Annotated in this window: 10 protein-coding genes and 1 pseudogene; 9 read left to right on the forward strand and 2 right to left on the reverse strand. The window is 59.7% G+C overall.

The window, feature by feature from the left end:
* Positions 1 to 147: 147 nt before the first annotated feature.
* The 4 genes from BUC24_RS27485 (at position 148) to BUC24_RS06560 (ending at position 3,858) form a co-directional block, all read left to right on the forward strand.
* On the forward strand, positions 148 to 1,851 hold the full coding sequence (locus BUC24_RS27485) for a chitinase (protein WP_178372488.1): 1,704 nt from the start codon (positions 148 to 150) through the stop codon (positions 1,849 to 1,851).
* A 214-nt stretch (positions 1,852 to 2,065) separates the two neighbouring features.
* Positions 2,066 to 2,302: a hypothetical protein gene (locus tag BUC24_RS26590; protein ID WP_143167406.1), complete on the forward strand. Its 237-nt coding sequence runs from the start codon at positions 2,066 to 2,068 to the stop codon at positions 2,300 to 2,302.
* 202 nt (positions 2,303 to 2,504) lie between these two features.
* A complete protein-coding gene (locus BUC24_RS27450) occupies positions 2,505 to 2,918 on the forward strand; it encodes an iron-containing redox enzyme family protein (RefSeq protein ID WP_267873470.1) in 414 nt (137 codons plus the stop codon).
* On the forward strand, positions 2,845 to 3,858 hold the full coding sequence (locus BUC24_RS06560; protein ID WP_267873471.1) for an iron-containing redox enzyme family protein: 1,014 nt from the start codon (positions 2,845 to 2,847) through the stop codon (positions 3,856 to 3,858). The genes BUC24_RS27450 and BUC24_RS06560 overlap by 74 nt, the downstream gene beginning before the upstream one ends.
* Here the strand turns inward: BUC24_RS06560 and BUC24_RS06565 are convergent.
* Positions 3,834 to 5,048 (reverse strand): phosphatidylserine decarboxylase family protein, encoded by a 1,215-nt coding sequence (locus tag BUC24_RS06565; protein WP_143167474.1) that lies wholly within the window; start codon positions 5,046 to 5,048, stop codon positions 3,834 to 3,836. The genes BUC24_RS06560 and BUC24_RS06565 overlap by 25 nt on opposite strands.
* Positions 5,049 to 5,298: 250 nt before the next feature.
* Here BUC24_RS06565 and BUC24_RS06570 point away from each other — a divergent pair, with 250 nt between their 5' ends.
* Positions 5,299 to 6,399: an NADH:flavin oxidoreductase/NADH oxidase gene (locus BUC24_RS06570; RefSeq protein WP_073213274.1), complete on the forward strand. Its 1,101-nt coding sequence runs from the start codon at positions 5,299 to 5,301 to the stop codon at positions 6,397 to 6,399.
* Positions 6,400 to 6,471: 72 nt separating this feature from the next.
* Positions 6,472 to 6,794 (forward strand): annotated as a pseudogene (locus tag BUC24_RS06575) (EAL domain-containing protein); the annotation flags it as partial.
* 126 nt (positions 6,795 to 6,920) lie between these two features.
* Here the strand turns inward: BUC24_RS06575 and BUC24_RS06580 are convergent.
* Positions 6,921 to 7,910, reverse strand: coding sequence for a tetratricopeptide repeat protein (locus BUC24_RS06580; protein ID WP_073213276.1), 990 nt, complete (start codon positions 7,908 to 7,910; stop codon positions 6,921 to 6,923).
* 352 nt (positions 7,911 to 8,262) lie between these two features.
* On the opposite strand from BUC24_RS06580, the gene BUC24_RS06585 reads away from it, so the two are divergent.
* From BUC24_RS06585 to BUC24_RS06595, 3 genes are all read left to right on the forward strand, one after another.
* Positions 8,263 to 10,497 (forward strand): NADP-dependent isocitrate dehydrogenase, encoded by a 2,235-nt coding sequence (locus BUC24_RS06585; protein ID WP_073213277.1) that lies wholly within the window; start codon positions 8,263 to 8,265, stop codon positions 10,495 to 10,497.
* 376 nt (positions 10,498 to 10,873) lie between these two features.
* Entirely contained in the window at positions 10,874 to 13,042 is a 2,169-nt protein-coding gene (locus BUC24_RS06590) for a peptidase domain-containing ABC transporter (protein WP_073213278.1), read from the forward strand.
* Positions 13,039 to 14,421: an HlyD family type I secretion periplasmic adaptor subunit gene (locus BUC24_RS06595; RefSeq protein ID WP_083598734.1), complete on the forward strand. Its 1,383-nt coding sequence runs from the start codon at positions 13,039 to 13,041 to the stop codon at positions 14,419 to 14,421. The genes BUC24_RS06590 and BUC24_RS06595 overlap by 4 nt, the downstream gene beginning before the upstream one ends.
* The last annotated feature ends 102 nt before the right edge of the window (positions 14,422 to 14,523 follow it).

Genomic DNA, 14,523 nt, shown 5'->3' on the forward strand with positions numbered 1-14,523 from the left:
CAAACAGCATGAGCTGATTGGTCTGGCCATTTTGGCAATTTGGCAAAACCACTTGACTACCAATTTCCCCGCTCGCATCCTGAACTAAGAGCCAGGCGTTGTGCGACGCCTGGTGGGTATCCAAATAACTAAAAAATGGAGTCGGCCTTGAATCGAACTTTAATCAACACCCTGATCGCTGGACTGATGGGCGGCTCGCTCGTTGCGTGCGGCGGCGGTGCGCCCCCGGCACAGCAAACGACGCTGCTTGCTGCCACGACGGTATGTTACGCGGCCTGGTCGAGCACCACAGCGTACAGCGGCGGTGCAACGGTCAGCTACAACGGCGTCAATTACACAGCCGCGTACTGGACGCAGGGCGACAACCCATCGACGAGTAATGGTCCTGCAGGCAGCGGCAAGCCGTGGACGACGAGCAGTTCGTGCGGCGCCACGCCAACACCGACGCCAACACCGACACCGACACCGACGCCGACGCCGACACCGACACCAACACCAACACCAACACCAACGCCCACACCGACGCCGACTCCGAGCACCTGTACAGTATGGGCCGAAGGCAAGTCCTACACCGTCGGTCAGCTGGTAAGCTACCTGGGTGTGACCTACAAGGCACTGTCGACCCATACTGCCTACGTTGGCACCAACTGGAACCCGAAGGACACACCAACCTTGTGGGCGGCTGGCGGCACCTGCGGTACCACCCCGACACCAACACCGACGCCGACGCCGACGCCGACGCCGACGCCGACACCGACGCCAACACCGACGCCAACGCCAACGCCAACGCCAACGCCAACACCAACACCGACGCCAACAGGCTTGAAGAAACAAGTGTTAGTCGGCTACATGCACGCAAGCTTTGCCAACGGTTCGGGCTACATCCGCATGGCAGATGTGTCGAACGATTGGGACATCATCCAGCTGTCCTTTGCCGAGCCGGATTCTGCTACCTCGGGCAATCTGCATTTCAACCGTTGCCCGGTGTCAGAATGCGCGAACGTGGAAAGCGATGCGGACTTCCTCGCAGCGATCAAGGCCAAGCAAGCGGCAGGCAAGAAAGTGCTGATTTCGATCGGCGGCGCCAATGGTCAAGTATCGCTGACGTCCACCGCTGCGCGTGACGCATTTGTCACGTCGATGTCGGCCATTATCGACCGCTGGGGGCTCGATGGTCTCGATATCGACTTCGAGGGCCATTCCATTTATTTGAACAATGGCGACAGGGATTTCAAGAACCCGACCACGCCGGTCGTGGTCAACTTGATTTCGGCACTGAAAACCTTGAAAGCAAAATACGGCAGCAAGTTCATTCTGACCATGGCGCCGGAAACCTTGCTGCTTCACGGTGGACGGATGTTCTATGGTTCCGGCGCATGGGGCGGTGCGGATACGCGAAATGGGGTCTATCTGCCAGTGATCCACGCGGTGCGTGATTTCCTGACCATTGTCCATGCACAGCACTACAATTCCGGCCCGGTCGCTGGCGCGAATGGCACTTACTACAATGCCGGTACGATCGATTTCAACGTGGCTTTGTCGGACATGATGATCACCGGCTTCCCGATTGAGGGTAACGCTGCCAACTTCTTCCCGGGTTTGCGTCCGGACCAGGTTGGTATTGGCCTGCCCGCCAACGCGCAAGCGGCAGGCAGCGGCCAGATGTCCACAGCCGATACCCAAAAGGCGTTTGATTGCCTTACCAAAGGTAGTAATTGTGGAAGTTACCGGCCGGCAAACACTTACCCGACCTTCCGTGGCTTGATGACCTGGTCGGTGAACTGGGATAAATTTAATAACTATGAGTTCTCCAAGGCACATGCGGCTTACTTCAAGTCGCTGGGCAATTAAGCAACATCCGCCTTGCTGGTTGAGGCGGGCCTTGTAAGTACGCAAACGCCGCTGGTTTCGTGAGGAACCAGCGGCGTTTCTTCTGATTGGTCAGCTATGTTCGATTGCGAACGGAACTGTTGGACGCCCTGTGGCACAGTTGACCTTGCCGCCACCAGACGCCATCGTCACCTCATGTAACGATGGAGAAGCGGCCTCTCCACAGGACACAACCATGCAACGAATCACTCTGCTCATTACTTCCTTCGCAGCGAGGCTGTCGCGGCGTCCCCAAACGGCACCGCTGGCTGCCGTGGCCAAGACTGTCAGTCCGCAAACGACAGCGCAGCTACGCACTGGGAGCAAGCGTGGCACCGCCACGGCATTTGTGCCGTTTCGGGTGCGACAGGCGCGCATGAACGGGTTCAGTGCAAGTATTGATCGCATGCAAAGTCCTTCCAACCTGATGTAACGCTGGGGGCGTGTAATCGGAGTCTTACGCCAGCAGGGCACGCGTGCCGATGCCAGAAGCAGGCGCTGCCGTTAATAATGAGGCACGATTCATTATTCATCGGCCATATTCCATGTCGCACACGCTTTCATCTATCAGCCCAGCCGAAAGGCCAACTTTAATTTCGAGCACCAGCACGCCAGCAAGCGCGAAGTCGCTCTACATGGCGCTGCTGGACAACCCCGCGGCAAGCGCAGATGCGGCGCCAGCCTTCCTGCGCGAGCAGATTCGCGCTGCGTCTGTGCTGCCAGCCGATCTGCCAGATGACTTCAGCGCGCTCGAGGCATGGAGCCGCGAACATGTTGCAGCCGTCGGCGATGCGTATGCCGCCTATCTTGCCGAACGAAAGGCAGGTCGGCCGCGCCGCTATTTCGCCACGCGCTCGCATGCCTTGCACTTCATCCGTACCGTCGCGCCGACCAAGCTGGTCGATGGCGCATGGCTATATGGGGTGCTGCCGCACTGGGATAATCTGGCTTATCGCGGCCTGATTCGCACTTATCTTGAAGAACTCGGCGACGGTGTGCCGGCGCAGAACCACGTCGCGCTTTATCAAAAAACTGCTGGCTGCGCATGATTGCGACGAGATCGATAGCCTGGACGAAGAACACTTCGTACAGGGTGCCATCCAACTGGCACTGGCGCACAACGCCGACGATTTTCTGCCCGAGATCATTGGATACAACCTCGGCTACGAACAGTTGCCCCTGCATTTACTCATCAGCGGCTATGAGCTGAATGAACTGGGAATCGACCCCTACTATTTCACCTTGCATGTAACGATCGACAATGCCGATAACGGCCATGCGCGCAAAGCCATTGCCGCCATCCCCCAACTGGCACCGTCAATTGCGGACAGCGGCGAGTACACCAGGCGCATTCTGGATGGCTACCGTCTCAATGAACTGGGCGCGAGCACCTTGTCGGTGATTGCCGATTTCGATCTGGAGAGCGAACTTCTGTCGATCCTGGCCGCCAAGAGCGCATTCGGGAAGAATATGCATTCGGATTATTGCCGCGTCGCGGGCAGGTCAATCAATGACTGGCTGTCCCAAGCGGCTGACATTCCGGACTTTTTAGCGGCACTGGTAAAGGAAGGCTGGATACGGCGCGGTGAACCTGCAGCCAACAGTCGCTTCTGGCAACTCATGCAAGGTCCACGCGCCGCCATGTTCGGCGTGTTCAGTGCCTACGAACTGCAGGTGCTCGAAGACTGGATCACGCTCCCGGCAGGGCCGGCTAGAGTGATGCCACATCGCGCGCAAATGCGCATGCTGGACCGGCTTGCAAACGACGCACCGTCCCGGCCCACCACGCCGCGCAAACTGATCCGGCAGCACGGCGCGGAGTCGGCTTCCGAGTCCAATGCCTTACGCCTGCTCGAAGAGCGTATTGGCGCAGCGCCAGACAAGACGGCAGCGATGCAAGAGCTGGTACCCTTGCTGGCGCCCCATCTGCATTTCGCCCCATTGGGATTAATGGCAACGCGCCTTTATTCGCGACTGCTGGATGCTTGAATGTTGCCAGATGGGCGCACGGTCGCGATGCGCTCATTAATGGGAATATTGGTCGCCTCCAACCCTGGCGTCTGTCCGCGCAAATCGAATTCCAGCATGGCGTCTGGACCAAATACCAGGCAATGGGTCGACCCGCCAAAGTGAAACATGCCCAGCTGTTCTCCTTTTTGCAGATGCTGGCCTTCGACCACGGTCACGTCACAGGTGGATACTTCCGCCATGCCAACGGCAACAAAGCACATTAATCCAATGCCTGGGTGGTCGGCTTGAATAAAAATCAGCGCGCGGGTCGCCACCTGGGTGATGTAAGCCTGTGATTGGCGGGGCGAGCATGGATCAAAGCCTTCTTCCTGACACTGCGCGTAATAACTGCCGTCAATCACGCGTGTTCGTACGACGCGTCCGGTGACGGGACTATGCCAGCGGTGATAGCTGAACGAACTCAGAAATGCCTGATATACGGTGCCACCATCAAACCGCTGCGCCAGATCGTCGCCGGCCAGCATGTGGTGCAAGGAATAGGGCTGCGCTTTGATCCAGAATCGATCGTGAAGCCGTACATCACGCGCCAGACGGAAGGGCGCCGCTTCGCAGGCATTCACGATCACCGTATCGTCGCCCGGTGCGCTGACCGGTCGCCGCCCGGAACGGAAGCGGCGCGTGAAAAAATCGTCCCATGAACGGAAGCCGCGGTAAGGTTGACCGGGTTCGCATTCGAACTCCTCGTCAAAGTCGGGCATATGCGCCAGCGCGTCCGTGCCAAACCAGCCTAAGTGCGGATCGTTGCTCAGGGCAGGCAATGACGCTGGCGATTTCAGAAAATCGCCCCATGCATTCAAGATCCGTTTGAGGTGAACATTCACGGTCAGGTGCAAAAAGAATGCGTGACCGCCTGGCGTGGCCATGGACCAGTCGAAGATGGCGTTGATCGGCAGACCAGTAATGCCGGTCTGGTTGAACGTCGGCGGCGTGCGCAGTACACGGTCAATCATTTGCAGGGCATGGCCCATATTGCGCAATTGCGGCTGCCCGGTGGGATCGTGCTCAAAGGCGGGCGTTCGCGGCAGTTGTTCGAACAACTGGTTTGCCAACGCAAACAAGGCAGGATCATCGACGATCGCATTCTGAAAGTCTTGCAGGAGGGGATGCAGGGGCCTTGGCATGCTAGCGGCGGCATTCAATTGTGCCATCCATGCTGAAAAGTGCGCTTCATCGGTGTCGCCCCACTCGCCAATACAGAACGGAAGAGGGGCGGTGTCTGGTTTGTTCAATTGCGTCTCGCAAATCTGGTGTGGGGGGATGAACTGAGAGTAGCGGTGCTCAGCATTTCTATCTGTTCAATATCCTACACAGTGACAATAAAAGTGATGGGGATGGCCCGCCATGCGTTTTACCTAGCCGTGACATAATCCCTTTTTCTTCCACTCACGAAGGTAAGGCGTGAGCAAACTCTTTTCGTCCTACAAAATCGGACCGCTGGAACTGAGCAACCGCATCATCATTGCGCCCATGTGCCAGTACTCGGCCGAGGAGGGCAGTGCCACCGATTGGCATCTGATCCACCTTGGCAATCTGGCTCTCTCCGGCGCGGGCCTGCTGATTCTGGAAGCGACTGCCGTCTCGCCCGAAGCGCGTATTTCACCAGCGGACCTAGGGCTGTATTCCGACGCCAACGAAGAGGCGCTGGCCCGCATGCTTGCCACCATTCGTCGTCATTCAGATATCCCGGTCGGCATGCAGATTTCCCACGCAGGGCGCAAGGCGTCGACTGCACCGCCCTGGGATGGTGGGGGGCAGGTGGGGCTGGAATCGGGCGGCTGGCAGACCGAGGGGCCCTCGGCGCTGCCGTACGCGGGGACTGACCGGCCTCCCATCCAACTGGACACAGCCGGCCTGGCCCGTGTGCGCGATGCGTTCGCGCACACCGCGCGCCGCGCTGCCCGGCTGGGGCTGGACATGCTCGAACTGCATGCCGCGCATGGCTATTTACTGCACCAATTCCTTTCACCGCTGTCGAACCAGCGCGACGACCAGTACGGCGGTTCGCTGGAAAACCGCATGCGCTTCCCGCTCGAAGTGTTCGATGCCGTGCGCGCTGCATTTCCTTCAGACCGGCCTGTTGGCGTGCGCATTTCCGCCACCGACTGGGTCGAGGGGGGCTGGGACGTGGACCAGAGCGTTGCGTTCTCCCACGCCTTGGCTGCACGCGGCAGCGCCTACGTGCACGTTTCAAGCGGTGGCCTGTCGGCGCAACAGAAAATTGAAGTGGGCCCAGGCTACCAGCTCGCGTTTGCGCGCGAAATCAAACGGCAAGTGGCAGTGCCAGTCATCGGCGTCGGCATGATCACCACGCCGGAGCAGGCTGAAAGCGCCATCCGCGATGGCAGTGCCGATCTGGTGGCGCTGGCGCGCGGCATCTTGTACGATCCGCGCTGGCCATGGCATGCAGCGGCTGCGCTGGGCGCGCAAGTGAAGGCGCCAAAGCAGTATTGGCGGTCGCAGCCCGCGGCATATAAAGGACTGTTCCAGACCGACAAGTGACGGACGTCATTTCCGTGAGCGGGCTGGCGAATTGGTCGTTACAAAGCAGTTCAGGCTTGCTTTCGACGCGGAGTGGCGCTGGACGACTTTGGGACCGGTTATTCGTCGCTGTCGCAACTGAAGCGCTTCGATATCGATTTTGTGAAGATCGACCAGTCGTTCGTGGCCATCCTGGAGACGATACGGGCGATCTGGCGCTGTGCGAAGCAATCATCGTGATGGCGCACAAGCTGGGTTTGAAGGTGGTGGCAAAAGGCGTGGAGACCAAGGTGCAGCGCGCGCTGCTGGTCGATGCCGGCTGCGATTATGCGCAGGGTTTCATGTTCGCGCGGCCCATGCCGGCGGCGGAATTCGAAGCCATGGCCACGGCGGCCCGGCCGGCCTTGCCGCATTAAAGCGACGCGTAAAAGCACATCGCCCTCGCGAAGGCGGGCTCGCATGCGAGCCCCCTATACCACGTGACCGAATCCGGACAAGTGGTATGGGCCCCCGCCTGCGCGAGGGCGATGTTGGCGGACGACTCAGGTTTTCATGTCGCGGCGAATGCGTTGCTCGCACTCGTGACCGGCCTTGTACTCTGCATATGCGGTCGCAAAGTCGTTCAAGGCGGCTGCATATTCTGCAGCCGCAAAATGCTGCTGAATCAGCATGTCGGAGAAACCATCCGCAATGGCAATTGCCTGTGCTTGTTTTACGGTCCGTAAAGCCAGCTCAGTTTTCCCCGTCCGCGCATGCACCTGCGCTTCGGCCGCCAGTAGATGCGCTTCGCACCAGCGGAAGTTGACCTGGCGTGCATGCGCCAGTCCCGCGTTCAGGTAGGCCAGCGCGCGCTCGAGCGCATCTTCGCTCAAGGCAATCTTGCCCAGGTAGAGGTTTGATTCCGCCAGGTAGTCAAACAACTGGTGTTCCGAGCAAATCCTGAAGGCCTCGTGCAGCAGGGCAGAGGCTTCGGCAGTCCGGTCCCGTTCGATCAAACTGACCGCGATATTGATTTTGACCTTGGCGTCCAGATGCGGATCTCCCACCTCGGCCGTGCGTGCCTGCGCTTGCTCCAGCGTTGCGTCGCAGGCGGCGTAGTCGCCAGCGTCCTTGAAAGCCTGGGCCAGACCGATCTTGGCCAGGATCCAGGTTTCTGCTTCGCCACCCGTGCGGTCGACGACATCAATGGCGCTGTTCCAGAACTGAATGGCGCGGCGGTAATCGCCACTGGAGTAGTAACTGCGCGCCAGACGCTCCAGGATCTTGGCTTCGTACAGCGGCAGGCAAGAGCCCTGCGCCGCTTCCTGGGCGGCAAACAGGGAGTCGCGGGCCTCGGCCGACTTGCCGAGATGATCCATGATCTTGCCGTAACGTTCGGCCGCGCGCACATAGATGGGCGGCTCCCATAAATAGGACTCGACAAACACTTGCTTGCAAAGCGTCAGTGCCTGTTCCGGGGCGGTATGCATGGTCGCGTCGATTTGGTCGAATACCGCTTCCCAATGTAAGGCAAGTTCCTGCCGGGAATTCATGGGCCACTTTCAACAGATGATTACACGGTCGCACAAAGTGCGATGCGCCATTTTACGATGTCCTGATAGCAGGCGGGACTGAAATCCGTTGCTACTTTGTCACATTGATCGGTATGACAACGATTTCTTTCGCGCCAAAAGGAAAAAGCAGGGCAATCCGCGGGCGCCGATCCCGGGCATATCGTGCAATGAGTTTTCACGATGTGAATACTTGTGCCTCTTTCTGCGATAAAATATCGATTCAGCGGTCGTTTGACCGGAACAAGAGATGTCGACCTGAACCGCAAGACGGGCAGGCGTACTTATTTCCACTATCGCGAATTACCCGTTCGCCAGAACCGAGCAAAAGCCCATGAGCAGTGATCAAACCATTATCTACACGCTGACCGACGAAGCGCCGCTGCTGGCGACTTACGCCTTCCTGCCAGTTGTGACCGCCTTCGCCAAGCCAGCCGGCATCAAGATCGAAGGCAGCGACATTTCCGTCGCCGCGCGTATTCTGGCTGCCTTCCCTGAGCACCTCAGCGCCGAGCAGCGCGTGACGGATTCGATGATTGAACTGGGCAAGCTGACGCTGCGCCCTGAAGCCAACATCATCAAGCTGCCGAACATCAGCGCGTCGGTATCGCAACTGCGCGCCGCGATCAAGGAACTGCAAGACAAGGGTTACAAGATTCCTGACTATCCGGAAGACCCAAAAACCGAAGAAGAAAAAGCGATCAAGACGCGTTACGGCAGCTGCATTGGTTCGAGCGTCAATCCCGTTCTGCGTGAAGGCAACTCCGACCGCCGCGCACCGCGCGCCGTGAAAGAGGCAGCCCGCAAGAGCCCGCACTCGATGGGTGAATGGTCGCAGGCATCGCGCACCCACGTGTCGCACATGACCAGCGGCGACTTCTACCACGGCGAAAAGTCGATGACCATCAAGGGCGCGCGCGACGTGAAGATGGAATTGATCACCGCAAGCGGCAAAACCATTGTCCTGAAGCCGAAGGTCTCGCTGCTGGACGGCGAAATCATCGATTCGATGTTCATGAGCCGCAAGGCACTGCTGGCCTTCTACGAAGCCCAGATCGAAGACGCGCACAAGACCGGCGTGCTGTTCTCGCTGCACGTGAAAGCGACCATGATGAAGGTGTCGCACCCGATCGTGTTTGGCCACTGCGTGCGCATGTTCTACAAGGAAGCGTTCGAGAAGCACCAGGCCCTGTTCGAAAGCCTGGACGTCAACGTGAATAACGGTATGGCTGACCTGTACAGCAAAATTGCCGACTTGCCGACCTCGCAGCGCGAAGAAGTCATCCGCGACCTGCATGCCTGCCAGGAAAACCGTCCGGCACTGGCCATGGTCGATTCGGCCAAGGGCATCACCAACTTCCATTCGCCAAACGACGTCATCGTTGACGCCTCGATGCCTGCCATGATCCGCGCTGGCGGCAAGATGTACGGCGCCGACGGCCGCCTCAAGGAAGTCAAGGCAGTCATCCCTGAAAGCACCTTCGCCCGCATCTACCAGGAAATCATCAATTTCTGCAAATGGCATGGCGCCTTCGACCCGCGCACCATGGGCACAGTGCCAAACGTGGGCCTGATGGCCCAGAAGGCAGAAGAATACGGTTCGCACGACAAGACCTTCGAGATCACCGAGGGCGGTATTGCCAACATCACCGACCTGGCCACTGGCGAAGTGCTGCTGACCCAGACCGTAGAGCAGGGCGATATCTGGCGCATGTGCCAGGTGAAAGATGCGCCGATCCGCGACTGGGTCAAGCTGGCCGTGACGCGCGCACGCAACTCGGGCATGCCTGCCGTGTTCTGGCTCGACCCGTACCGTCCGCACGAAAACGAGCTGATCAAGAAGGTGGAAACCTACCTGAAGGACCACGACACCAGCGGTCTGGAAATTCGCATCATGTCGCAAGTGCGCGCCATGCGCTACACGCTTGAGCGCGTCAGCCGTGGCCTGGACACCATTTCGGTTACCGGCAACATCCTGCGCGACTATCTGACCGATCTGTTCCCGATCCTGGAGCTGGGCACCAGCGCCAAGATGCTGTCGATCGTGCCATTGATGGCTGGCGGCGGCATGTACGAGACCGGTGCTGGCGGTTCGGCACCGAAACACGTGCAGCAGCTGGTGGAAGAGAACCACCTGCGTTGGGATTCGCTGGGCGAATTCCTGGCGCTGGCAGTGAGCTTCGAGGACATGGGCCTCAAGACCGGCAACCAGAAGGCCAAGATCCTGGCCACGACCCTGGACGCCGCGACCGGCAAGCTGTTGAACAACCGCAAGTCGCCATCGCCAAAGACCGGCGAGCTCGACAACCGTGGCAGCCAGTTCTATCTGTCCCTGTACTGGGCGCAGGAACTGGCCGCGCAAAAGGACGACGCCGAACTGGCGGCCCACTTCGCGCCGCTGGCCAAGTCGCTGGCCGACAACGAAGAAAAGATCGTTGCCGAATTGCTGGCAGTGCAGGGCCAGGCTGCTGACATTGGCGGTTACTACAAGCTGGACGAGGCCAAGGTATCGGCCGTGATGCGTCCAAGCGCGACCTTTAACGCTGCCTTGCAGGCCTTGCACGCCTAAAAGCTGAACGCGGGTGCTGCTTGCCCGCTGGCCGCATCCGAAATAGCCGACGTTACCGTCGGCTATTTTTTTGTCCCGCGATGTCGACCCGCCTGCATCGCAGGGTGCTGCCATTTTTCAATGCAGCAATCGTTTTCCTATGTACTTCAAGCACTTGCGTTCGCAAATGAGACTTGTTAACAGTGTTGTCCACAGAAACTGTGGGCAGATTCGGCGAACCTGGGCAGGCTGTTGTTCACCTTGCTTTTTGATAAATAATTACTCCTACTTCATTAAAATTGCTTGTTTTAGTGCTATGCTATGCGCCCTTGTGACACGCGCGCGCCGCTCGCGGCACACTCGCAGCGCGCGGTCCCGAGTCACCCTTCAGGTCATCATGCAAGACATTCACATCGCCGCAGCCCCGTACTTCTGGGTGCTGCAAGCCGTTTGCGCTCTCCATCGAAAACCGTTCTCCGCTGCGCTGGCGCGCCAGCAGCTGGCCGCACCGTACAAGATCGCCTCGTTTGCTGTTGCGGCCGAAGCCTATGGCCTGGACGCGAACTTGCGCTCTTGTAAGCCAACGCAGTTGCATCGTGAATCCTTTCCGCTGGTGGCCTGGCTGGCGCCCAAGCCGGAAACGGCAGCGAACCCCGATGCGCCCAGCGCGGTCCCTGCCTTGATCTTGCAAGCCGAAGGTCCCAGCGTGCTGGTCGTTGAATCCGACGACAGCGCACCACTGACGCTGACCCTGGAACAATTTTCTCAGCGCTATCTCGGACAGGTCACGCGCGTGGTGCCGCGCCCCGACCCTGCTGCCGATCCCGACACGGATAGCGCCGCGCATGCCGCGCGCAAGTTCGGCTTTGCCTGGTTCGTGCCAGAACTGCTCAAGCACAAGCGCCTGTGGCAGGAAATTCTGCTCGCTTCGCTGGTGATCCAGTTAATCGCCCTGGCCACACCACTGTTCACGCAAGCCATTATCGACAAGGTGGTGGTGCACCGCACCGAAAGCACCCTGGTCGTGATCGCCATCGGGATGGCGCTGTTCATGCTGTTTTCAGCCGGCCTGTCGTGGCTGCGCCAGTATCTCGTGCTGCACACCGGCAACCGGGTCGATGCGGTGCTGGGCGCCTCGGTCTTCGAGCGCTTGTTCAAATTACCACCCATGTATTTTCAGCACCGGCCCACCGGCGTCATTGCCGCCCGCCTGCACGGAGTGGAAACGATTCGCGAATTCATCGCCAGCGCTGCCGTGACGCTGATCCTTGACTTCCCCTTCCTGCTGATATTCGTCGGCATCATGTTTTATTACAGCGTCACGCTGACGCTGATTGTGCTTGCCATCCTCGGTTTGATCATCGCGCTCAGTTTGCTGGTGGCGCCGTTGTTCCAGGCCCGGCTGCAAGAGCAATTCATGATGGGGGCGCGCAATCAGGCCTTCCTGACCGAGTACGTGGTGGGCCTGGAAACAGTCAAGTCGCTGCAGCTGGAACCGCAACTGAACAGCCGCTACAGTGGCTATCTGGCCAGCTACCTGCAAGCCGGCTTTGCGACCAAGCAGCTGGCCAACACCTACAACACCACGTCGAACCTGCTGGAGCAGTTGATGAGCCTGCTGATTCTGGGGATCGGCGCCTACACCGTCATGCATGACGCAAGCTTCACCATCGGTATGCTGGTGGCGTTCCAGATGTTTTCGGGACGGCTGTCGCAGCCCATGCTGCGCCTGGTGGGCTTGTGGCAGCAGTTTCAGCAAGCCAGCCTGGCGGTGGCGCGCCTGGGCGACCTGATGAATGCGCCGCTTGAGCCGTACTCGCTCATTCCAGCCCGTGCCACTGCGCGCAAAGGCTTGATGCAAATCGAAGGTCTGGCCTTCAAATACGGGGAACACTTGCCGCTGGTGTACGAAGATCTGTCGCTGACGATCCAGCCGGGCCAGACCATTGGCATCATGGGCCCCAGCGGCTGCGGCAAAAGTACCTTGGCCAAATTGCTGCAGGGTTTTTACCAGCCCAATGCAGGACGCATTTTGCTCGATGGGGTCGACATCCGCTATTTGTCCGCCAACGAGCTGCGCAGCTATTTTGGCGTCGTGCCCCAGGAGACCATGCTGTTTTCGGGCACCATTTACGACAACCTGCAAATGGCCAGCCCCGACGCCAGCTTTGAACAGATCGTCGCGGCGTGCAAGATGGCCGAGATCCATACCGCGATCGAAGCCCAGCCCAAGGGGTATCAGACTGAAATCGGCGAACGGGGCGCGGGGTTGTCGGGCGGGCAAAAGCAGCGCATTGCGATTGCGCGCGCACTGCTCAAGCGCCCCAGCATTCTGGTGTTCGACGAAGCCACAAGCGCCCTCGATGGGCCCACGGCTGAACAGTTTGCCCACACCATCAATAGTCTGAAGGGAAAGGTCACCATGTTGTTCATTACCCATGGCTTGCCCAAAGGCTTGCAGGTCGACGCGGTGTTCCGTTTGACGGCCAAGGGCGCGCAGCAACTGGCGCAAGCGGGCGCCGCCCGCGTTGCCGCGCCGGGCGTTAGCGCCGAGGGTGGCGCGTGAACGGCCCCTTGCCCATTGCCGGCGCGCCGGCGCCACTGCGTCCGCCGAGCCGCTGGCACGATCCGCTTGGCTTGATCCAGACGCAAGCCCCGAGTGTCGTGGGCCGCATTGTCCTGTGGTCGGTGGCCGTGCTGGTGCTGCTGCTGATCGTCTGGGCCTGGCTCGGACAGCTTGACATCATCGCATCGGCCGAAGGCAAGCTGGTGCCGCGTACTTTGCTCAAGGTGGTGCAGCCGGCGGAACCGGGCGTGGTCACGCAACTGCTGGTGGACGAAGGGGACCGGGTCAAAGCAGGGCAGGTACTGGCCATGCTGGATACCACCGTCGCCCGTGCTGAACAGGCAGGCGTGAGCTCCGACCTGGCGTTGCAGCAGCTGCAGGCGCGCCGCATCGAAGCCGAGCTGGCCGGCCGTCCCATGCTGTCGCAGGCAGGCGACGATGTGCTGCGCACTGCCCAGGTACAAGGCCAATATCAGGCGCACCGCAAGGCCTTTACCGACAGCCTGGCGCAAGAGCAATCCTTGCTGGCCAAGGCAAGGCACGAGCATAAAAGTGCCGCGCAAATCCTGAGCAAGCTCGAACAGACCCTGCCCATCTATGACCGCGCCGCTGCCTCGTACGCCAAGCTGGAAAAGGAAGGCTTTTACGGTGGCCTGGCCACTGCGGACAAGCAGCGTGAGGCGCTGGAAAAGGCACGCGACCTGGATGCGCAACGCTCGACCCTGGCTGCCCTGAGCGCCACCATCAGCGCCCAGGAAATGCGGATCAGCCAGATCCAGAGCAATTACCGATCGGAGCTGGAAAAAGAGCTGGCCGAGGTGCGCCTGCGTATCAGTCAGTTGCAGCCCACGCTCGACAAGTCCGCCTACAAGACCGGCTTGATGGCGCTGCGGGCACCGCAGGATGGCGTGGTCAAGGATCTGGCGACCACCACGGTGGGCGCGGTGGTGCAGCCTGGCAGCGTGGTGCTGACGATCGTGCCGGAAGGTGAGCCGCTATATGCCGACGTGGCGCTGAAAAACGAAGACGTGGGCTTTGTGCATGAAGGCCAGAGCGCACAGGTAAAGTTGATCGCCTATCCTTTCCAGCGTCACGGCATGTTGACTGGCAAGGTCATCCGGATCAGCGCAGACGCGGTCGAACCTGCGCCGGGCAGCCGCGCAGCTGAGTCCAGTAGCGCCAGCGCGCCGCAGGGCGCCAGCTACAAGGCGCGCGTGCGCCTGGACCAGCAAGTGCTCAATGATGCACATGGCAACCGGCTGGCCATCACGCCAGGCATGCAGGTGGTCGCGGAAATCAACCAGGGCCAGCGCAGCGTACTGGAATATTTGCTGTCGCCCGTCAGAAAAACTGTGCACGAGGCAGCGCGCGAACGCTGATACGTTCAGGTAGGGCCGCTGCCAGTTTTCCGTGCACGGACATTAATCCTTTGTACTTCAAGGCCTTGCGCGCTGAAACCGGACTTGTTAACAGTGTTGTCC

Source organism: Massilia sp. CF038 (genome assembly GCF_900129765.1).
In the GTDB taxonomy this organism is placed as follows: Bacteria; Pseudomonadota; Gammaproteobacteria; order Burkholderiales; family Burkholderiaceae_D; genus Telluria_A.